Source organism: Bauldia litoralis, from assembly GCF_900104485.1.
In the GTDB taxonomy this organism is placed as follows: Bacteria; Pseudomonadota; Alphaproteobacteria; order Rhizobiales; family Kaistiaceae; genus Bauldia; species Bauldia litoralis.
The window spans coordinates 80,787-100,129 of record NZ_FMXQ01000004.1 but is presented as its reverse complement, the minus strand read 5'-3'; the positions used below and the strand labels follow the sequence as shown (position 1 = coordinate 100,129).

Sequence of the window (19,343 nt, the reverse complement as noted above, 5' to 3'; positions counted from 1 at the left end):
GACGCATCTGGAGCGCCGAAACAGGCAACCAGCGACAGGAGACCCCGATGGAGCAGAACGCGACGAACACTTTCGCCCGCGTCCGTCCCTTCGTTCAGGTCTCTTCTCATGTCTTCCCGCAAGTCCGCGCCGATCGTCGCGCTTCACGCCGTCTCGTTTGCAACGCCTGACGGCCGCGATCTTCTCACCGACATCGATATCGCCTTCGGGCATGACCGCGCCGGCCTCGTCGGCGGCAACGGCATCGGCAAGTCGACTCTTCTCCGGCTGATCGCCGGTGAGCTCACGCCACGCTCCGGCACCGTCGAGCGCTCGGGCCGGATCGGCCTGCTCCGCCAGTCGGTGCAGGTCGACGATCGCGCGCCCGTCGCCGACCTGCTTGGCGTAGCGCAGGCCCTCGGCGGGCTGGAGCGACTTGCCGAAGGACGCGGCTCGCTCGACGACGCGGCCGAAGCCGACTGGACGCTCGAATCCCGCCTCGCCATCGCGCTGACCGATGTCGGCCTCGCCGGTCTCGATCCCGCGCGGCGGCTGGCGTCGCTGAGCGGCGGCGAGCGGACGCGCGTGGCGCTGGCGGCGCTCCTCCTCGACGATCCCGATCTCCTCGTCCTCGACGAGCCGACCAACAATCTCGACGCCGATGGCCGCGCGGCCATCGCCCGCGTGCTTACCGGCTGGAAAAAGGGCGCCATCGTCGTCAGCCACGACCGGGCGCTGCTGCGCGGCATGGATCGCATCGTCGAACTGTCCAGCCTCGGCGCCCGCGCCTATGGCGGCGGCTACGACCTCTATGCCGAGCGGAAGGCGGCCGAACGCGCCGCCGCGGCGCGTGATCTCGACATCGCCCGGCATGATGCCGAGGTGACCGCCCGTCGGCTCCAGGCGACGCAGGAGCGCCAGGCCCGTCGCACCGCGCAAGGCGCCCGCACGCGTGCGAGAGGCGACCAGCCGAAACTCCTGCTCGACGCGCGGCGCGAGCGCAGCGAACGCACCGGCGCCGCCATCGGCCGTCTCGCCGGAAAGCAGCGCGCCGCCGCGACCGACGCGGTGGCCGAGGCCGAGGCCGCGGTGGAGCGCACCGCGACGCTGGCGCTTGCTCTGCCGTCCGCCGGCCTGCCGGCGGGAAAGATCGTGCTGGCGATGGAGGGGGCAGGCTTCGCCCATCCCGGCCAGCCGCCGGTCTTCAGCGATATCGACTTCGCGATGACCGGACTCGAGCGGGTGGCGCTGACCGGCGGCAACGGCACCGGCAAGACCACCTTCCTGGCGCTTGCCGGCGGCGCGACCGCGCCGACCGCCGGCACGGTGCACCGGCCGACGCGGTCGGTGATGCTCGACCAGGGCGTTGCCATCCTCGACCCGGCAACGACGATCCTCGACAACTTCCGCCGCCTCAATCCCGAAGCGGGGATCAACCACGCCCACGCCATGCTGGCGCGCTTCCTGTTTCGCAACACCGATGCCCTGAAGCCGGTCGCCGTCCTGTCCGGCGGCGAAATGCTGCGCGCCGGGCTGGCCTGCGTGCTTGGCGGCGGCCAGCCGCCGGCGCTGCTCATCCTCGATGAACCGACCAACCACCTCGACCTCGCCTCGATCGCCGCGGTCGAGACGGCGCTTGGCGACTTCGACGGCGCGCTGCTGGTGGCGAGCCACGACGAGGACTTTCTGGAGGCGATCGGCGTCGAACGGCGACTGGTCTTCCCGCTCGCCACGTCGCATGAATCACGAAGGTCGAGCATTCCGCCGACGGGCGGCTTCGCCTAGGCTTTGGCGATGACGAATCCCGGTAGCCCGCCCTCCATCCCGACCGACCTGCTCGCTTGGTACGATCGCCACGCGCGGTCGCTGCCGTGGCGGGTCGGCCCGAAGGAGCGCGCCCGCGGCATCCGCCCCGATCCCTACCGGGTCTGGCTGTCGGAGATCATGCTGCAGCAAACCACCGTCGCGGCGGTGAAGCCCTATTTCGACAGGTTCACGGCACTTTGGCCGGACGTCACGGCTCTGGCCGCCAGCCCGCGCGACGACGTCATGAAGGCCTGGGCCGGGCTCGGCTATTACAGCCGGGCGCGCAATCTCCACGCCTGCGCCGGCATCGTGGCGCGCGACCACGGCGGCCGCTTCCCGACGACGGTGGACGGGCTCAAGGCGCTACCGGGGATCGGCGACTACACGGCGGCCGCGATCGCCGCCATCGCCCATGACGAACCGGCGCCGGTCGTCGACGGCAATATCGAACGGGTGATCGCCCGACTCTTCGCCATCGAGACGCCGATGCCGCAGGGCAAGAAGGACATTCGCGCCCGCCAGGCCGACCTGACGCCGCGGCAGCGGGCGGGCGACTACGCCCAGGCGATGATGGACCTCGGTGCCGCGATCTGCACGCCAAAGCGGCCGGCCTGCGTGCTCTGTCCCCTCACCAGCGAATGTGTCGCCCGGGCCCGGGGCGAGCAGGAGCGCTTCCCGGTCAAGCCCCCAAAGGCCAACCGGCCGACCCGCTTCGGCGCGGCTTTCGTCGCGGTGCGCGGCGACGGCGCGGTCCTGCTCCGCCAGCGGCCCGACAGGGGATTGCTGGGCGGGATGAGCGAGCCCCCCGGCACGGACTGGACCGGCGAACAGCCCGACGCGCCCGTCGACAGCGCTCCCTTCGCCGCCGACTGGCAGGCGATGCCCGCCCCGGTCGTCCACGTCTTCACCCATTTCCGGCTGGAGCTCGCCGTCTATCGCGCGGCCGTCGTCGCCGATACCGCGCCGGCCAATCACTGGTGGTCGCCGCCTGACGCGCTTCCCGGCGAGGCGCTGCCGAGCGTCATGAAAAAGGCGATTGAATCGGCGATACCCGGCGCGACGAAAACCAAACGCAGCCGCAAGGATGCCGCATGACCGAAATCCGCCACGTCGTCTTCGATATCGGCAAGGTCCTGATCCATTGGGACCCGGAGATTCCCTATCGCCGGCTGATCCCGGATGACAATGAGCGCGCGCGCTTTCTCACCGAAATCTGCACCCCGGCGTGGAACGCGGAGCAGGATCGGGGTCGCGCCTGGGCCGAGGCGGAGGACCTGCTGATCGCCGATCACCCCGACCACGCCGAGATGATCCGCGCCTTCCGGGTCAACTGGCCGGAGATGGTCCCGGGACACCTGGAGGACAGCGTCGCGACGCTCGAAGCGCTGCTCGATGCCGGATGGGACGTGACCGCCCTGACCAATTTCGCCGGAGACACTTTCGATGTCGCCCGCCAGCGCTTCGCCTTCCTCGACCGCTTCCGCGGCACCACCGTCTCGGGGCGGATCGGACTGATCAAGCCGGACCGCGCGATCTACGACCATCACGCGACGGCCTTCGACCTCGATCCCGGCGCGACGCTCTTCTTCGACGACACGATGGCCAATGTCGAGGGCGCGCGGGCCGCCGGGTGGCATGCCGAACTGTTTCGCGATGCCGACGGGTTGCGAGCCGACCTCCGGCGCTACGGCGTACTCCCGGCCTGACCGACTTTCCCTGGGCCAACAGGAGACTCGACATGGAACTGAGAAAACTCCCCGGCATGGTCTATGCCGGTGTCCGCAGCGTCGGGCCTTACAACACCGTCGGCCCGGCTTTCGAGCGGATATTCAGTTGGGCCGCCGGAGCAGGATTGCTGACGCCGGAAACCAGGGTGATCGGGCTTTCATGGGACGATCCCGGCCAGGTGCCGGCCGATCGCCTGCGCTATGACGCGGCGATCACCCTGCTGCGCCCGGTCGAGACGCCCGACGACATCCATGTCGCGGCGCTGCCGGCAATGACCTGGGCGATGACCACCCACGAAGGCAACTACGCGACAATGCCGGTGTCTTTCAAGCGCATCGGCACGGCGATCGACGAGCGGAACGACCTGGTCTACGTCCCGATGTGCGGGCTCGAGATCTACCTGAACGACCCGTCCGACACGCCGGAGGCCGACCTCAGGACGGACATCGCCCTGCCCGTCGTGCAGGTGCCCATCGTCGGCTGAGAGAAATCGCCGCCCTTCCCGTCGAAGGCGTGGCGCTGATAGTAGTTCCCCCTGCCCGGTTGCTGCTGGGCAGGGGGAATTGGCCGATCCGCGTCAGACGCCGGCCGCTTCCATGTCCCGCCGCACGACCTGGCGCAGCGTGTCGATCGGCGCCAGCGCGCCCTGCTGCTCGACATGCCAGAAGGTCCAGCCGTTGCAGGCATCCAGCCCTTGGACCAGCGCGCCGACCCGGTGAATCGAGCCGGTGTGGCTGCCTGCCCTCAGCGAGCCGTCGGCCCGCACTTCGGCTTCGTGGCGGGCGCGGGCATCCATCAGCTTGGCGCCCGGCGCGATTAAACCGGCATCGAGCAAGGTGTTGAAGGGGACGCGTGGCAGCGCCCGCTTGCTCGATGTCATCTCGAGCGCGCTGTCGGGCGTCCGTTCCACCGCGGCAATCCGCGCCTCGGCCGCCTCGATGTAAGCCGTCTCGCGCTCGACACCGACGAAGTGCCGGCCGAGCCGCTTGGCGACCGCGCCGGTCGTGCCGGTGCCGAAGAAGGGATCGAGCACCACGTCGCCGGGCTTCGACGAGGCGGTCAGCACTCGCTGGAGCAACGCCTCCGGCTTCTGGGTCGGATGGACCTTGCGGCCATCCATTCCCTTCAGCCGCTCGCCGCCGGTGCAGATCGGAAACAGCCAGTCGGAGCGCATCTGAAGATCGTCGTTGCCGGCCTTCAGGGCGTCGTAGTTGAAGGTGTAGCGCTTGGCGTCGGCGTCGCGGCTCGCCCAGATCATCGTCTCATGGGCGTTCTGGAAGCGGCGACCGCGAAAATTCGGCATCGGGTTTGTCTTGCGCCAGACGATGTCGTTCAACACCCAGAAGCCGAGGTCCTGGAGGATCGCGCCGACCCGGAAGATGTTGTGGTAGGAGCCGATCACCCACAGCGTCCCGTCCCGCTTCAGCACCCGGCGGCAGGCGAGCAGCCAGGCGCGGGTGAAATCGTCATAGGCGGCGAAGCTCTGGAACTTGTCCCAGTCGTCGGTGACGGCGTCGACCTCGGACTGGTCCGGGCGGGTCAGCCGCCCTTCGAGCTGCAGGTTATAGGGCGGATCGGCGAACACCACGTCGACCGAGGCCGACGGCAGTTTCTCGAGTTCCGCGACGCAGTCGCCCTTGAGAATCGTATCGAGCCAGACCGAACCCTGCTCGGCTTTCTGCAAACGCGCCATGAACCCACCCAACCCTGTTACGCAACACAACAACGAAGCCGGATTCTGCTCCTGTTAACGTAAAGCCGGGGTTACGGGACGTGGTTAAGAAAAGGTAGCGGGCCGACATCCGCGCGGCACCGGCCCTTCAGGGCTCATGCGACGCCCGTCGCCCGACGCGGAGCCGCCATGCGGTTTTTGCCCTTCCCTCGCCATCGATGGATGGTTAGACAGGGGCCTTCCCCCTCGAATGGCGGCATCTTGCCGACGGACAGACGGTTCCCACCATGCTGATTATGTTCGACTGCGACGGCGTTCTGGTTGATTCCGAAATCATTGCGGCCCAGGTCGACTCCGAGCATCTGGCCGAAATCGGCTTCAAGATCACGCCGGAAGACGTCATCCGCCGTTTCGTCGGCCTGACCAGCGATGGCATCGCCGAGATCATCCAGGCGGAGATCGGCAAGCCGCTGCCGCCGGAATTCCTGGCCGAGCAGGATGCCGAGCTGAACCGGCGCCTTGCCGCTGAAGTCGAGGCGGTCCCCGGTGTCCTGGAGATGCTCGACATTCTCGAAGGCCCGCGTTGCGTCTGCTCCAACTCGTCGACCGAGCGGTTGCGGCTGACCATGGAGCGGACCGGCATCTGGGACAAGTTCGCGCCGAATATCTGGTCGGCCGGCGAGGTCGGCGATCGCAGGACGAAGCCCGATCCGAACGTCTATATCTATGGCATGGAGCAGTTCCGCTGCGCACCGCGCGACGCGATCGTCGTCGAGGATTCGGTCTTCGGCGTCACTGCCGCCCATGCCGCCGGCGCCCGGGTCATCGGGTTCACCGGCGGGCAGCATGCATGGGTCGGCCTCGCCGACCTGCTTACCGCGGCCGGCGCCGAAACGGTGACCAACAAGCTTTCCGACATTCCCAAGATCGTCGAGGCTTTCGCGGTATGGGACGGCATCGACAGCTAACCGCCCTTGTGGTTCTCGCCGCGCCGCTGACCTTGTCGCCGGCGGTGGCGGCGGCGATCGAGCTCGCCTTTCCCGTCGCCTGCGACATCGGCGCGACCTGCGCCATCCAGCACTATGTCGACCGCGACGCAGGGCCCGAGGCCCTCGATTATCGCTGCGGCCACCAGACCTATGACGGCCATGACGGCGTCGACATCCGGGTGCCGACGCTGCGCGACATGACGGCGGGCGTTGTCGTTCTCGCCGCCGCCGACGGCACGGTGCAGCGGACGCGCGACGGCGTCCGCGACGCGATGTTCGACGAGGAAAATCCCGGGGCCGTGGCCGATCGCGAATGCGGCAACGGCGTCTTCATCAGCCATGGCGACGGCTGGTCCACGCAATATTGCCACATGAAGCGGGGCAGCATCCGGGTCGCGCCCGGCGACACGGTTAAGGCCGGCACGCCGCTCGGCGAGATTGGCCTCTCCGGCATGACCGAGTTCCCCCATCTGCATTTCACGGTCCGCGACAACGACGGGACGGTCGATCCCTTCGCCACGCAGCCGGCCGCAGGCGGAGCCGGCTGCGCGGTCGCCGGCGATGCCGCGACCGGCCTCTGGTCCAGCGACGCCGCGGCGGCGCTCGGATACCGGCCGGCCTTCGTGCTCAACGCCGGCTTCGCCGACACGGCGATCACGATGGAAGACGTCGAAAGCGGTGACCTGGACAGCGTCGCGCTGCGGCCCGACGCGCCCGCCCTGGTCTTCTTCGGCCGGGCAATCGGCCTCGAGCAGGGCGACGTCCAGGCAATCCGGGTCATTGGCCCGGACGGTAATGTCTTCGGTGAAAACACGATCGATCCGCTCGACCGCTCGAAGGCGCAGTTCTTCGCCTTCGCCGGCAAGCGGCTCACCGCCGCCGCCTGGCCGGCCGGCACCTATCGCGGCCGCTATTCAGTGATCCGCGACGGCGCCGAGATCGCCTTCGGCGAGGCGACCCTGGAGATGCCGGACGCCCCCTAGCGGGCGCCCGGATGTCTTCGGTCCGGGTCAGACGACCAGGAAGTCTCCCGCGTCCAGGCTGGTGCCCTTCGACACCCTGGCGAACATCACGGCATCCTCGCCGCCCTTGCCGTCAGCGTCGTACCAGACCCCGCCGGACTTCTGGTGGTAGAGGATGTGGTCGTCGCCATCCTTCGCCTTCTTGCCTCTTGCAAATTCCGACTCCGACAGCGGGCCGAGCGACAGGCCGGTGAAGATCGCCTGGTCGAGCAGCACCAGGTCCTCGTCGGTGTCGAAGTCGGTGATCCGGGTGAAGGTGAAGTTGGTGCCCTTGTCGGCATGCTTGCCGTCGCCGAGCCTGGTGTCGAACACGAAGGCGTCGGCGCCCTCGTTGCCGGTTACCTTGTTCTTGCCCAGGCCACCATTGACCAGGTCGTTGCCCTCGCCGCCCTTGATGCGGTCCTTGCCCCGGCCGCCCTGGATGTCGTCGTTGCCGGCGAGGCCCGACAGGCGATCGTGGCCGCCACGCCCCTTGATGAGATCGTCGGAAGCCGTCGGCAGCGGCTGGCCGAACACCGACTGGCTGGCGTCGACGGTGTTGCCCTTGCTGTTACCGACGATGGTGACGCCGACATCCTTGAGGACGATGCGGGTTCCCCCGGCGCCGTCGCTTTCGGCGGTGAATTCGGTCGCCTCGGGATCGACGACCGTCAACCGGTAGCTGGCGCCGTAGCTCGACACCGTCATCATGCCGGTCGCTGCGTCATAGTCGACGCTCGCCCCGGCGGCGAAGGCCAGGCCGGTCAGCTCGATCGCATCCCCGGTGCCGAAGTCGACGATCGCATTTGCGAAGGTCGCGGCCGCTTCGGATGCCACCGGTGCCGCCGTGCCGTTGTCGACGACCAGCGTCTGCCCGCCGTCGCCGAAGGCGATGTCGCCGGTGCCCGCCGCCCCGGCGGCGCCGATCGCCAGCGTCCCCGCGGCCAGCAGGGTGCCACCGCTGTAGCTGCTGGCGGCAGCGAGGGTCGTGGTGCCGCCACCGGCGAACTCGACCACGCCGGTTCCGGTGATCACCTGACCGAGCGTGGCAAGGCCCGGATTCTCGATCACCAGACGCCCGGCGACCGCGATATCGCCGCCAAGGCTGACGCCGTCGCCGACGATGAGGCTCGCACCGGCGGCAATGACGATGCCGTCGGCATAGGCTTGCGAAGCCATGACACGCCACACGCCGGCCTGGACGGCAAGCGCCTCGAAGTTGACCACGGCACCGACTTCGCCGGCGCCCTCGCCCAGCAGATTGAGCGTGTCGGTGTCGGCGCCGCCGTCAAGCAACCCTTTGATGCTACTGCCGACATAGGCATTGACGATGTCGTTGCCGGCGCCCATATCGACCGCCGACCCGGCCATGGCGCTCATCGCGCCCATGTTGGTCAGCGTGTCGGCGCCGCCGTCCATCATCACGCCGCCGATGATGACGCCGCTGTTGGACAATTCGTCGGCCCAGTCGCCGACCAGGTTGATCGCTTCGTTGCCGGTTGGCAGGAGGGGCGCGGCATCTTCCGGCGAAACCCCTTCCGGCCCGTTGCCGCCGCCTTCGATCAGGCCTTCGTTGTGGATCATCGTCGCCGAGAACGCGGCGCCGTTGCTGCTGTCGTCGACCTGAATGGCGCGGCCGTAGCCGTAGATTTCGCCGCCCGCGAAATTGTTGATGACGCCGCCGCCGGTGGCGATGCCCTCGGACAGGTTCGGCTCGCCGTCGTGGTAGCCTTCGTGGCCAAGACCCTTGATGCTTCCATAGTTGTCGAGGATCAGCAGCCCGTCGGTGTCGATGGCGTCGCCGTCGCTGTCGTCGGTCTCGGCCGAGCGGCCTTCCATCACGCCATGGTTGACGACATGGACGGTGTTCTCCTCGCCGCCTTCGTTGTCGATATTCACCGCCGAGCCGTTGTGGCCGATGATCGTGCCGCCCGCGGCATTGTGGACCGTCACCGCCTCGTCGCCGGTGATGCCGTGCTTCGAGCCCTCGATCAGGCCGCCGTCATGGTTGGTGACGACCCCGCCGTCATCGTCCTGGAAGTCGATGCCGTCACCGTCCTCCGAGACGATATGTCCGTGATTGTGGATTTCCGCGTCGGCGCCCGGGCGCATCGCGTCCGCGCCAGTCGCCCGGATCAGGCCACCGGCAAAATTGGTGATGACGATCGAGGCAGCCTCCTCGACGTCGTTGAAGTCGAAGACCTGGCCGTCGTCGGTGGATTCGAAGGTGCCGTAGTTGTTGATCACGACAATGCCGTCGGTCAGATCGTCGCCGATCTTGAAGGCGTCGCCGGTCGCGGTGATGGTGCCGTGGTTGGTGAGCGAGATTGCCTGCGCGCCGTTCAGGGACCCGTCGGTCTCGATGGCGCGGTCGTCGGTCGACGCGATGTAGCCGTTGTTGACAACGACCACGCCGGGCGGCGCGACGGACGGGTCGTCAAGATTCCAGACGATCGCGACGTCGGAGGTGACGATCGATCCGGGCGCGGTGACGTCCAGCGTATCGTTGCCGGCAAGATCGATCGGCGTGGTGGAAAAGGTATCGACGAGATTTGCAGCCATGGTGCTCCCCAGCGGGTGTCAACGAATTGATTTCGATAAGAAACCATCCGTTAACCGGAGCACGTGACAGGGCGGTGACGAAGACCCGGGTTCAGGCCCGCGCAGGGAACCCCTTGCGGCTGATACCGGCTCGTCAGGTCCGGCGAGCCGTGGCGTATGTCCGGGTCAGGCGAGCTTGAAGAGGATCTCCTGGGCGCCTTCCCAGAGCGTCAGCTTGCCGAGGGCCTGGAGGTTTTCCTTGCCCTTGGTGATCGTCAGGAAATGGTTGCCGGAGAGTTGCCCCGCCTTGCTGGCAAAGCAGACCGGTCCGTAGGCGATCAGGAATTCGGTCTCGCTGAGGCCACCTGGAAAGAGGATGATCTCGCCGGGTGCCGGATAGCTGGTGTTGTTCTCGAAGTCGAGGCCGAGGTCGAGGTCGCCGAGCGGGATCCAGCACCCCTCGCCGCTCCAGCGGACATGGATGATCCGCTCGCGATAGGGCAGCAATTCCTTGAACCGGGCGCAGGTCTTCGGCGCCGCCACCTCTTCCAGCCGCGCCTCGAATTCATAGGGGCCGGCCGTGATGTGCACCATCGTCATTGCGTCGTCTCCAGGTCGCGTTCGGTTCTGTCCGCTCAGGCGGTAGCACATCCAGCCCGGCTATTCAGCCGCTTCGCTCCACGGCGCCGGCTTTTCCCATTTCAGCTTCGGCTGCCGGGCGGCGCGGGTTTCGTCGAGTCGGCGGCGCGGCGCAAGCTGCGGCGCCTGGCGGAAGCGCTCGGCCTCGCCCTTCTTCGCCCGCATGACGAGATCGCGCAGCGTCGCGATGAAGAGGTCGAGCGAAGCCTTCGATTCCGACTCGGTCGGCTCGATCAGCATGGCGCCATGGACGACCAGCGGGAAATACATGGTCATCGGATGGTAGCCCTCGTCGATCATCGCCTTGGCGAAATCCAGGGTGGTGACGCCGGTGTCGTCGAGGAAATGGTCGTCGAACAGCACCTCGTGCATGCAGACCCGGTCGCCGAAGGGCTGGCTCATCAGGTCGCGCAGCCCGGCGCGGACATAGTTTGCGTTGAGCACCGCGTCATCGGACGCCTGGCGCATGCCGTCGGCGCCGTGGGAGAACATGTAGGCCATCGCCCGGACGAACATGCCCATCTGGCCGTGGAAGGCGGTCATCCGGCCGAAGGGCGCCGCCCCCTCCCCGGCCTCGGCGCGGGTACCGACGAACTCGGCGCCCTCGCCGGCGATCCGGACGAAGGGCACCGGCGCATAGGGCGCCAGCATGTCGGAGAAGACCACCGGCCCGGCCCCCGGCCCACCGCCGCCATGCGGCGTCGAGAAGGTCTTGTGCAGGTTGATGTGCATGGCGTCGACGCCAAGGTCGCCGGGCTTCACCTTGCCGACGATGGCGTTGAAGTTGGCGCCGTCGGCGTAGAACAGCGCGCCGGCCTCGTGCACCGCGTCGGCGATCGCCACCACGTCGCGTTCGAACAGCCCGCAGGTGTTGGGGTTGGTCAGCATGATCGCCGCGACGTCCGGCGACAGCCGCTCCCTGACCGCGGCCGGATCGACGGTGCCGTCTTCCCGGGCCGGGACATCGACCACCGAGTAGCCGAGCAGCGCCGCGGTCGCCGGGTTGGTGCCATGCGCCGATTCCGGCACGAGCACCGTCGACCGTTTGTCGCCGCGCGCCGTCAGCGCCGCCTTGATCGCCATCATGCCGCAGAGCTCGCCATGGGCGCCGGCCTTGGGGCTCATCGCCACCGAGCGCATGCCGGTCATCTCCAGCAGCCAGCGGCCGAGCTCGGTGATCAGCTCGGTTGCCCCGGTCACGGTCGCGACCGGCTGCAACGGATGGATATCGGCAAAGCCCGGCAGCCGCGCCATCTTCTCGTTGAGGCGCGGGTTGTGCTTCATCGTGCAGGAGCCGAGCGGATAGAGCCCGCTATCGATCGCGTAATTCTTCTGGCTGAGCCGCACATAGTGCCGCATCGCCTCCGGCTCGGTCAGCCCCGGCAGGTCGATCGGCGCCGTGCGGGCATGTTTTCCGAGTCTCGTTTTCTTCCCTGTCGCGCCTTCGGCGCTCGCCGCCTCTTTTTTGCTCCCTGTTGCGCGTTCCGCTCTCCCCGCCTCTTGGGGAAGATCGACGCCGGTGACGTCATACCGCCCGGTCTCGAAGATCAGCGGCTCCTCCATCTGGAGCGCGCGGTTGCCGGTGAAGGTGTTGGCAGCGTCTTCGGTCACGGCGGTGACCGGCGCGGTGGGACGACCCTGTTCGTTCACGACAGCACCTCCTTCAGTCCCGCGACAAACGCGGCGCGGTCTGCATCGGTATTGGTCTCGGTCGTGGCGACGACGATCAGGTCGGCGAGGTCTGGCCGGTCGTGTTCAAGCCGCGACACCGGCACGCCGCCGAGGATGCCGTTTTGCGCCAGCGCGTCGATGACCTCGGCCGCATCGCCGGGAACGCGGATCGTGAATTCGTTGAAAAACGAATCATTCAGGACGCTTACGCCCGGAACCTCAGACAATGAATCCGCCAGCGCCACCGCGCTCGCATGGTTGCTCGCGGCCAGCCGACGGAGCCCGGTCTCGCCGAGCAGCGTCATGTGGATGGTGAAGGCGAGGCAGCAGAGGCCGGAGTTGGTGCAGATGTTCGAGGTCGCCTTGTCGCGGCGGATATGCTGCTCGCGGGTCGAGAGCGTCAGCACGAAACCGCGCCGTCCCTCGGCGTCGACCGTCTCGCCGCAGAGCCGTCCCGGCATCTGGCGGAGGAACTTCTGGCGGGTGGCGAAGAGGCCGACATAGGGGCCGCCGAAGGTCAGCGGATTGCCGATCGACTGGCCCTCGCCGACGACGATATCGGCGCCCTGCGCACCCGGCGGTTCGATGGCGCCGAGCGACACTACCTCGGTGAAGACGGCGACCAGCAGCGCCCCCACCGCATGCGCCTTCTCGGCGATCGGCGCCAGGTCGATCAATTCGCCGTAGAAGGACGGCGACTGGACGACGACGCAGGACGTCTCGTCGTCGATCGCGTCGAGGATCGCCTCGGTGCCGGTCGGATCCGGCGGCAGAGCGACCACCGCGTCCTCGGCCATTTCCGACACCGTCTCGACCACGGCGCGGTATTGCGGATGGAGGCCGCCGGAAAGTACCGCCTTGCGCCGCTTCGTCACCCGGTGCGCCATCAGCACCGCCTCGGCCGTGCCGGTCGAGCCGTCATACATCGAGGCGTTGGCGACCTCCATGCCGGTGAGGTTCGCCACCTGGGTCTGGAACTCGAACAGGTATTGCAGCGTCCCCTGGCTGACCTCCGGCTGGTAGGGCGTGTAGGAGGTGAGGAATTCGGACCGCTGGATCAGGTGGTCGACGCTCGCCGGGACATGATGGCGATAGGCTCCGGCGCCAACGAAGAAGGGCACCGAGCCGGCCGGCGTATTCTTGCCGGCCATCCGGCCGAGCGCCGCCTCGACCTCCATTTCGCTGCGGGTCGCCGGCAGGTCGAGCAGGCCGTCGAGGCGCTTGTCCGCCGGGATGTCGGCGAAGAGCGCGTCGATCGCCGGAACGCCGATCCGCGCCAGCATGGCCTCGCGATCGGCTTCGGTATGGGGAAGGTAACGCATTGCGGGTCCGTTCTCCGGATCAGGGGCCGGCCGGCTCGACCCGGACTTCCGTCAGGACCGAATTGGCGATGAAACAGGCTTCGTGGGCGGCGTGGTGCAGCCGTTCGCTCTCGGCGGCATCGGGCGCGCCGGCGTCGGAAAAGACGATCCGGGGGCGTAGGGTGACCTGCGAGATCCAGAAGCGGCCCTCGGCATTCTTCGCCATCTCGCCCTCGGCCTCGTCCTGGTAGCGCTCGACGACGAAGCCGCCGCGCCGGGCGATGTCGAGGAAGGTCAGCATGTGGCAGGAGGAGAGCGAGGCGATGAACGCCTCCTCCGGGTCGACCGCGTCCTCCGCCGACCACGGCTTCGGCACGACCAGCGGGGAGGCCGAGGCGGCAAGCGCGATGCCGCCGTCGAAATGCCAGAGGTGGCGGCGCGAATACCGTCCCCTGGCGAAATCGTCTTCGGCGTCGCGCTGCCAGGTCACGGTGGCGCGATAGAGATGGGGCTGGGCCAATGGTCTCTCCTCAGAGCGTGTCGACGAAGGCCTTGTAGGCGTCGGCGTCCATCAGGCCGTCGAGTTCGGACTTGTCGGAAAGCTTCAACTTGAGGAACCAGCCGGCGTCCTCCGGCGACTGGTTGACCGTCGCCGGCTCGTCGCCGAGCGCCGCGTTGACCTCGACGACCTCGCCGCCAACCGGTGCGAAGACCTCGCTGGCCGCCTTGACCGACTCGACGACCGCCGCCTCGGCGCCCTTGGCCAGCGTCTTGCCGACCTCGGGGAGTTCGACATAGACGACGTCGCCAAGCTGTTCCTGGGCGTAGGTGGTGATGCCGACCACGGCGGTGTCGCCTTCGAGGCGAATCCATTCGTGATCGCGGGAATAGCGGGTGCTCATGCGGGGAGTCCTCGTCAGGGCTTGCGTTTGCGGAAATAGCGGTGGGGCACGAAGGGCATGGCGGTGACCGTCGCCGGCAGGTCCTTGCCCCGCACCTCGATGGCAAGGCCGGTGCCGTCTTCGGCGAATTCGGCGTTGACGTAGCCCATGGCGATCGGCGCGCCGACCGTCGGGGCGAAGCCGCCGGAGGTCACGTCGCCGATATGGCGACCGTCGCGGGTCTTGATATGGGCGCCCTCGCGGGCCGGCGCGCGGCCGTCCAGCATCAGGCCGATCCGCTTCCGCGGCGGGCCGTCGGCCAGTTCGCGCAGGATCCGTTCGGCGCCGGGGAAACCGCCCTCCTCGCGCCTGCGTTTCGCGATGGCAAAGCCGAGATCGGCTTCGGCCGGCGTGGTGGTGGTGTCGATGTCGTGCCCGTAAAGGCAGAGCCCCGCCTCGAGCCGCAGCGAGTCGCGGGCGCCAAGGCCGATCGGCCCGACCTCCGGTTCGGCCAGCAGGGCGCGCGCGATCGCCTCGGCATCGTCTGCGGCCATGGACAGCTCAAAGCCGTCCTCGCCCGTGTAGCCGGAGCGATAGATGTCGCAGGAGACGTCGTCGAAAGAAGCCGACCGCACCGTCATGAAGCCCGGCTCGCCGAAATCCGCGACGTGGCGGGCCAGAACCTTCGCGGCCGCGGGGCCCTGGAGGGCGAGCAAGGCGCGGTCTTCCATCGGCTCGAGCGTCACCGAGGCAGGTAACCGGGCGCGGAAATCGGCATAGTCGACATCCTTGCGCGCGGCGTTGACGACGAGCATCAGCCGACCGTCATCGTCGACCGAAACCGGCCGTGTCACCATCATGTCGTCGATGATGCCACCATCCTCTGTGAGGAGCAGCGTGTAACGCTCCCGGCCGCGACCGAGGTTGACGAAATCGCCCGGTGTCAGCGCCTCGAGCGCGCGAGCGGTGGTTTCGTGATCCGGCCCGACGAGGCACGCCTGGCCCATGTGCGAGACGTCGAACAGGCCGGCGGAATCGCGCACCTGGTTGTGCTCTGCGATGATCCCGGTCGGATACTGGACCGGCATCGAATAGCCGGCGAAGGGCACCATCCGCGCGCCAAGCTCGCGATGGAGCCCGGCCAGCGGGGTTTCCATGAGATCGTTCGAGACGGCTTCGGCCATGCGTTCCCCGGATCCAGAGCGACGGTTACGAGACGGCCCAAGCGTGGCCCGTTCGTACCCCCTCTGTCCGAGGACCTGAGAGATTCCCGCGTCTTTGCCGGTCGCTCTTCCGGACGGAAAAGTGCAAGCCACTTTTCCTGGAAACGCTTCCGTGGTCGCTCTTCCGGACTGAGAGGTGCAAGCCACCTCTCCCTGAAAATGCTTCCGTGGCCGCCCTTCCGGAACACCCGGAAATCACGGCCTCGCGGTTACTCCTTCGGTGAGCCCGCCTCGCGGCGTGCTGCTTTCCAGAGCGTCGTCGACCGTCCGGTCCTTTAGCCTGAGAGTTTCCGGGGCGGTTGCTCCTTCGGCGCCGGACCGTCTCGTGGTCCGATCTCTCCCGGCGGTCGTTTACGGCCGATCCCCTCGCGGCGATCGCCCGGCCGGGACGCGACGACACCCCGACTCCGTCAGCATAGGGTCCGGCTTGGTCGAGTCAATCGCGGGCGCGCCGCCGCTTACTTCTTCCCTTCGTCGAAGCCGACGAAAATGATCAGGTCGCGGTCCTGCGGCCCGACCGGCACCGACACGTTGAAGACCTCCTGATAGGTCTTCCCAAAGGTCGGGGCGCTCAGCGTGACCGGCACCTTGAACAGGTTCGTATACAGCGGCCCGGCCCCGCCGATCTGCTTGGCGACGGCGACCCGCACCGGCAGCGTCACCGATCCGGCGCCGCCTTTCGGCCCGGCCACCACGCGGCCGCTGACGCCGATCTTGATCGCCAGTTCGTTGCCGGCGACCCGGCATTCGCGGGCGGTCTTGGTGATCGAGGCCTGCTGGCGGACGAACGCCGATTCATTGTCATGGCCGCGCTCGTAGATGGTCATCGCCTCGGTGCCGGCGCGGATCTGGATCGGCGGGCAATAGGACGATTTCAGGAACTGCGTCGGCACGGCGGCGGCCGTGGTGGCGTCGGGCGTCGCCGTCGTAGCGCCGGAAACGAGGCTCGGCCCGTCCGTCGCCGAGCAGGCGCCGAGGGCGACCACCGCGATGGCCATCAGCCCGTTGCGGGCCGTCGCTATCCGATGGAACGGGAATCGCATTGACATTCCTCTTGTGCGAAAGGGATGTTTCTATAACAAATCTAACGGCTTTTTTGCGACGGGTTCTTCGTCGCACGCTTTGAAGCGCCATGAGGCGGCGCTTGCCGCCTGCTATCGCGGCCGCTAGATTTCCAGAGATCGAGCCGGGCGCCCTGTCCGGGACCGGAAGGCACTGCCTGTGAAATATGTGAGTACGCGCGGACGCGCACCCGCGCTTGGCTTTTCGGATGTCCTGCTTGCCGGGCTTGCGGGGGACGGGGGCCTTTATGTCCCGGAGTCCTGGCCGCAGCTTTCCTCCGCCGAGATCGCCGGATTTGCCGGCCGCCCCTATGCCGAGGTCGCCGCGCAGGTCATCCGGCCATTCACCACCGGCGACATCGACGACGCCGATCTCGACCGGATGTGCGCCGAGGCCTACGCGACCTTTCGTCACCCGGCGGTCGCGCCGCTCGTCCAGCTCGCCCCCGGCGAATGGGTGCTGGAGCTGTTCCACGGCCCCACCCTCGCCTTCAAGGACGTCGCGATGCAGTTGCTGTCGCGGATGATGGACCACACGCTGGCGCGGCGCGGCGAGAAGGTGACGATCATCGGCGCGACATCGGGCGATACCGGCGGGGCGGCGATCGAGGCGTTTCGCGATCGCGACAATGTCGATCTCTTCATGCTGTTCCCAGAGGGGCGCGTCTCGCCGTTCCAGCAGCGGCAGATGACCACCAGCGGCGCCGCGAACATCCATCCGATCGCCATCAAGGGCAATTTCGACGATTGCCAGGCGATGGTGAAGGCGGCTTTCGGCAACAAGCGGCTTCGCGAGCGGCTGGCGCTGACCGGCGTCAATTCGATCAACTGGGCCCGGATCGTTGCCCAGATCGTCTACTATTTCACCGCCGCCGTGGCGCTCGGCGCCCCCGGCCGTCGCGTCTCCTTCACCGTGCCGACCGGCAACTTCGGCGACATCTTCGCAGGCTACGCGGCGAAAAAGATGGGCCTGCCGATCGCCGACCTGGTCATCGCCACCAACGTCAACGACATCCTCGCCCGCACTCTTGCGACCGGCCGCTACGAAGTCGGCGGCGTCGAGGCGACCACGTCGCCATCCATGGACATCCAGGTCTCGTCGAATTTCGAACGCGCCCTGTTCGAGGCCTGCGATCGCGACGCCGAGGCCGTCGACCGGCTGATGGCGGCCCTCGCCCAGTCCCGCGCCTTCACCGTCGAACCACAGGCGCTGGCTGCGATCCGCGACGATTTCGTCGCCGGCACGACGGACGAAGCGGAATGCGCGGCGACCATCGTCGGCACGTGGCGCGATACCGGCTTCCTGCCCGATCCGCACACCGCGGTCGGCCTTGCCGTCGCCCGCCGCCACATGGCGCCGGAGACGCCGATGGTCACCCTTTCAACCGCCCATCCGGCAAAGTTCTCCGCGGCCGTGGAGGCCGCGACCGGCCAGCCACCCGCCCTGCCACCCGGCTTTGACGACCTGACCTCCCGAAAGGAGGAATTCGTCGTCCTTGCCAACGATCAGTCAGTCGTGGAGGATTTCCTCCTCTCAAACGCCAATTCGGTTAGGGACGAGGTTTGACGCAATGTCAGTGCGCGTAACGAGTCTGGAATCCGGCCTCAGAGTCGTAACGCATGAAATGGAGCACCTTGAGAGCGCCGCCCTTGGCGTGTGGGTCGGCGCGGGCTCCCGGTCGGAGCGTGACGAGGAGCACGGCCTGTCGCATCTCCTCGAGCACATGGCCTTCAAGGGAACCAGGACCCGCTCGGCCGCCGATATCGCCGAGCAGATCGAGGAAGTCGGCGGCGAGGTCAATGCCGCGACCAGCGTCGAGACCACGTCCTATTATGCCCGGGTGCTCAAGGACGACGTGCCGCTCGCCCTCGATATCCTCAGCGATATCCTGTCGAACTCGGTCTTCGACCCGGCCGAACTCGCCCGCGAGCAGCATGTCATCCTTCAGGAGATCGGCGCCGCGCTCGATACCCCGGAGGACCGGGTTTTCGACTCCTTCGCCGAAGCCGCCTTCCCCGGCCAGCCGATCGGCCGGACCATCCTTGGCACCGCCGAGACCGTGAAATCGGCCGGATCGCCGATGCTCGGCGCCTATCTCGATCGCCATTACCGCGGCCCCTCGATGGTCGTCGCCGCGGCAGGCGCCATCGATCACGACCAGCTCGTCGGGCTGGCCAACGATTCCTTCCGCGCCATTCCGGCCGATCTCGGGCCCAAGCCAACTACCGCCACCTATCGCGGCGGCGAGAGCCGCGAGCAGCGCGACCTGATGGAAGCCCAGATCATGCTCGGCTTCGAGGGCCTGCCTTACGCCTCGGACGAATTCTACACCGCCCAGATCCTCGCCTCGATCGTCGGCGGCGGGATGTCCTCCCGCCTTTTTCAGGAAGTGCGGGAGAAACGCGGCCTCTGCTACTCGATCTACGCCTTCCACTGGAGCTTCGCCGATACCGGCGTCTTCGGCGTACATGCCGCCACCGGGCCGGAAGACGTCGAGGAGTTGATGCCGGTGGTGATCGACGAGTTGAGCCGGGCGATCGACGATATCGGCGACAAGGAACTGAGGCGCGCCCGGGCGCAGTTGCGCGCCGGCCTGTTGATGACGCTGGAGAGCCCGGCGGCCCGCGCCGGCCAGCTCGCCCGGCAACTCCTGCTCTTCGGCCGCATCGTCTCGGCGGAAGAACTCCTCGAACGCATCGAGGGGATCAGCACCGACGACCTGCGCGCCCTCGCCGATCGCATCTTCCGCGGCGGCCCGCCGACCCTGGCCACCGTCGGGCCGGCAAACGGGGTGATGGACCGCGACCGTATCGCCGAACGTCTCGGCGTTCGCTCGACCGGCTGACGGAG

General features: G+C 67.7%; 17 protein-coding genes and 1 riboswitch. Of the genes, 8 read left to right on the top strand and 9 right to left on the bottom strand.

What is annotated here, in order from left to right:
* Positions 1-108: 108 nt before the first annotated feature.
* The 4 genes from BLT60_RS10680 to BLT60_RS10665 are packed head-to-tail and all read left to right on the top strand — an operon-like array spanning position 109 to position 3,997.
* Positions 109-1,764 (top strand): ATP-binding cassette domain-containing protein, encoded by a 1,656-nt coding sequence (locus tag BLT60_RS10680; RefSeq protein WP_090876441.1) that lies wholly within the window; start codon positions 109-111, stop codon positions 1,762-1,764.
* A gap of 9 nt (positions 1,765-1,773) precedes the next feature.
* The gene (gene mutY / locus BLT60_RS10675; protein WP_090876440.1) at positions 1,774-2,880 is read left to right on the top strand and encodes an A/G-specific adenine glycosylase; all 1,107 of its coding nucleotides are present in this window, start codon (positions 1,774-1,776) and stop codon (positions 2,878-2,880) included.
* The gene (locus BLT60_RS10670) at positions 2,877-3,491 is read left to right on the top strand and encodes an HAD family hydrolase (RefSeq protein ID WP_090876439.1); all 615 of its coding nucleotides are present in this window, start codon (positions 2,877-2,879) and stop codon (positions 3,489-3,491) included. Before mutY ends, BLT60_RS10670 begins: the two co-directional genes overlap by 4 nt.
* Before the next feature lie 32 nt (positions 3,492-3,523).
* The gene (locus BLT60_RS10665) at positions 3,524-3,997 is read left to right on the top strand and encodes an AraC family transcriptional regulator (protein WP_090876438.1); all 474 of its coding nucleotides are present in this window, start codon (positions 3,524-3,526) and stop codon (positions 3,995-3,997) included.
* A gap of 93 nt (positions 3,998-4,090) precedes the next feature.
* Here BLT60_RS10665 and BLT60_RS10660 read toward each other — a convergent pair whose 3' ends face one another.
* Entirely contained in the window at positions 4,091-5,206 is a 1,116-nt protein-coding gene (locus BLT60_RS10660; RefSeq protein ID WP_090876437.1) for a site-specific DNA-methyltransferase, read from the bottom strand.
* Positions 5,207-5,472: 266 nt separating this feature from the next.
* On the opposite strand from BLT60_RS10660, the gene BLT60_RS10655 reads away from it, so the two are divergent.
* A complete protein-coding gene (locus BLT60_RS10655; RefSeq protein ID WP_090876436.1) occupies positions 5,473-6,153 on the top strand; it encodes an HAD family hydrolase in 681 nt (226 codons plus the stop codon).
* Positions 6,132-7,157, top strand: a complete 1,026-nt coding sequence (locus BLT60_RS10650) for a M23 family metallopeptidase (protein ID WP_090876435.1) — start codon at positions 6,132-6,134, stop codon at positions 7,155-7,157. Before BLT60_RS10655 ends, BLT60_RS10650 begins: the two co-directional genes overlap by 22 nt.
* Before the next feature lie 27 nt (positions 7,158-7,184).
* Here BLT60_RS10650 and BLT60_RS10645 read toward each other — a convergent pair whose 3' ends face one another.
* The 8 genes from BLT60_RS10645 to BLT60_RS10610 all read right to left on the bottom strand — a co-directional run bounded on the left by BLT60_RS10645 (position 7,185) and on the right by BLT60_RS10610 (position 16,474).
* Positions 7,185-9,737 carry a calcium-binding protein gene (locus tag BLT60_RS10645; RefSeq protein WP_090876434.1) on the bottom strand — a complete coding sequence of 851 codons (2,553 nt, stop codon included), beginning with the start codon at positions 9,735-9,737 and terminating at the stop codon, positions 7,185-7,187.
* A 165-nt stretch (positions 9,738-9,902) separates the two neighbouring features.
* Positions 9,903-10,316, bottom strand: coding sequence for a DUF3830 family protein (locus BLT60_RS10640; protein WP_090876433.1), 414 nt, complete (start codon positions 10,314-10,316; stop codon positions 9,903-9,905).
* A gap of 60 nt (positions 10,317-10,376) precedes the next feature.
* Complete coding sequence (gene gcvPB / locus BLT60_RS10635; RefSeq protein ID WP_244521215.1) at positions 10,377-12,005, bottom strand: aminomethyl-transferring glycine dehydrogenase subunit GcvPB; 1,629 nt, start codon at positions 12,003-12,005, stop codon at positions 10,377-10,379.
* Positions 12,002-13,348, bottom strand: coding sequence for an aminomethyl-transferring glycine dehydrogenase subunit GcvPA (gene gcvPA, locus BLT60_RS10630; protein WP_090876432.1), 1,347 nt, complete (start codon positions 13,346-13,348; stop codon positions 12,002-12,004). The genes gcvPB and gcvPA overlap by 4 nt, the downstream gene beginning before the upstream one ends.
* A 19-nt stretch (positions 13,349-13,367) precedes the next feature.
* Complete coding sequence (locus tag BLT60_RS10625) at positions 13,368-13,847, bottom strand: OsmC family protein (RefSeq protein ID WP_090876431.1); 480 nt, start codon at positions 13,845-13,847, stop codon at positions 13,368-13,370.
* Positions 13,848-13,857: 10 nt separating this feature from the next.
* On the bottom strand, positions 13,858-14,229 hold the full coding sequence (gene gcvH / locus BLT60_RS10620; protein ID WP_090876430.1) for a glycine cleavage system protein GcvH: 372 nt from the start codon (positions 14,227-14,229) through the stop codon (positions 13,858-13,860).
* 14 nt (positions 14,230-14,243) lie between these two features.
* Positions 14,244-15,392, bottom strand: a complete 1,149-nt coding sequence (gene gcvT / locus BLT60_RS10615; RefSeq protein WP_090876429.1) for a glycine cleavage system aminomethyltransferase GcvT — start codon at positions 15,390-15,392, stop codon at positions 14,244-14,246.
* Between the two features lie 296 nt (positions 15,393-15,688).
* A riboswitch (glycine riboswitch) is annotated at positions 15,689-15,784 on the bottom strand.
* Positions 15,785-15,889: 105 nt separating this feature from the next.
* Positions 15,890-16,474 carry a hypothetical protein gene (locus BLT60_RS10610; protein WP_090876428.1) on the bottom strand — a complete coding sequence of 195 codons (585 nt, stop codon included), beginning with the start codon at positions 16,472-16,474 and terminating at the stop codon, positions 15,890-15,892.
* 178 nt (positions 16,475-16,652) lie between these two features.
* On the opposite strand from BLT60_RS10610, the gene thrC reads away from it, so the two are divergent.
* Both thrC and BLT60_RS10600 read left to right on the top strand, forming a co-directional pair.
* Positions 16,653-18,059, top strand: coding sequence for a threonine synthase (gene thrC / locus BLT60_RS10605; protein ID WP_090876427.1), 1,407 nt, complete (start codon positions 16,653-16,655; stop codon positions 18,057-18,059).
* Between the two features lie 4 nt (positions 18,060-18,063).
* The gene (locus BLT60_RS10600) at positions 18,064-19,338 is read left to right on the top strand and encodes a M16 family metallopeptidase (protein WP_090876426.1); all 1,275 of its coding nucleotides are present in this window, start codon (positions 18,064-18,066) and stop codon (positions 19,336-19,338) included.
* Positions 19,339-19,343: the final 5 nt, after the last annotated feature.

What these genes read in the sequence shown, in the direction of transcription:
- BLT60_RS10645 (WP_090876434.1), bottom strand. Translation starts at nt 9,737, where the DNA reads ATGGCTGCAAATCTCGTCGATACCTTTTCCACCACGCCGATCGATCTT.
- gcvT (WP_090876429.1), bottom strand. Translation starts at nt 15,392, where the DNA reads ATGGCCGAAGCCGTCTCGAACGATCTCATGGAAACCCCGCTGGCCGGG.
- mutY (WP_090876440.1), top strand. Translation starts at nt 1,774, where the DNA reads ATGACGAATCCCGGTAGCCCGCCCTCCATCCCGACCGACCTGCTCGCT.
- BLT60_RS10610 (WP_090876428.1), bottom strand. Translation starts at nt 16,474, where the DNA reads ATGCGATTCCCGTTCCATCGGATAGCGACGGCCCGCAACGGGCTGATG.
- gcvPA (WP_090876432.1), bottom strand. Translation starts at nt 13,348, where the DNA reads ATGCGTTACCTTCCCCATACCGAAGCCGATCGCGAGGCCATGCTGGCG.
- BLT60_RS10650 (WP_090876435.1), top strand. Translation starts at nt 6,132, where the DNA reads ATGGGACGGCATCGACAGCTAACCGCCCTTGTGGTTCTCGCCGCGCCG.
- gcvH (WP_090876430.1), bottom strand. Translation starts at nt 14,229, where the DNA reads ATGAGCACCCGCTATTCCCGCGATCACGAATGGATTCGCCTCGAAGGC.
- BLT60_RS10655 (WP_090876436.1), top strand. Translation starts at nt 5,473, where the DNA reads ATGCTGATTATGTTCGACTGCGACGGCGTTCTGGTTGATTCCGAAATC.
- BLT60_RS10600 (WP_090876426.1), top strand. Translation starts at nt 18,064, where the DNA reads ATGTCAGTGCGCGTAACGAGTCTGGAATCCGGCCTCAGAGTCGTAACG.
- BLT60_RS10670 (WP_090876439.1), top strand. Translation starts at nt 2,877, where the DNA reads ATGACCGAAATCCGCCACGTCGTCTTCGATATCGGCAAGGTCCTGATC.
- BLT60_RS10660 (WP_090876437.1), bottom strand. Translation starts at nt 5,206, where the DNA reads ATGGCGCGTTTGCAGAAAGCCGAGCAGGGTTCGGTCTGGCTCGATACG.
- BLT60_RS10640 (WP_090876433.1), bottom strand. Translation starts at nt 10,316, where the DNA reads ATGACGATGGTGCACATCACGGCCGGCCCCTATGAATTCGAGGCGCGG.
- BLT60_RS10680 (WP_090876441.1), top strand. Translation starts at nt 109, where the DNA reads ATGTCTTCCCGCAAGTCCGCGCCGATCGTCGCGCTTCACGCCGTCTCG.
- BLT60_RS10665 (WP_090876438.1), top strand. Translation starts at nt 3,524, where the DNA reads ATGGAACTGAGAAAACTCCCCGGCATGGTCTATGCCGGTGTCCGCAGC.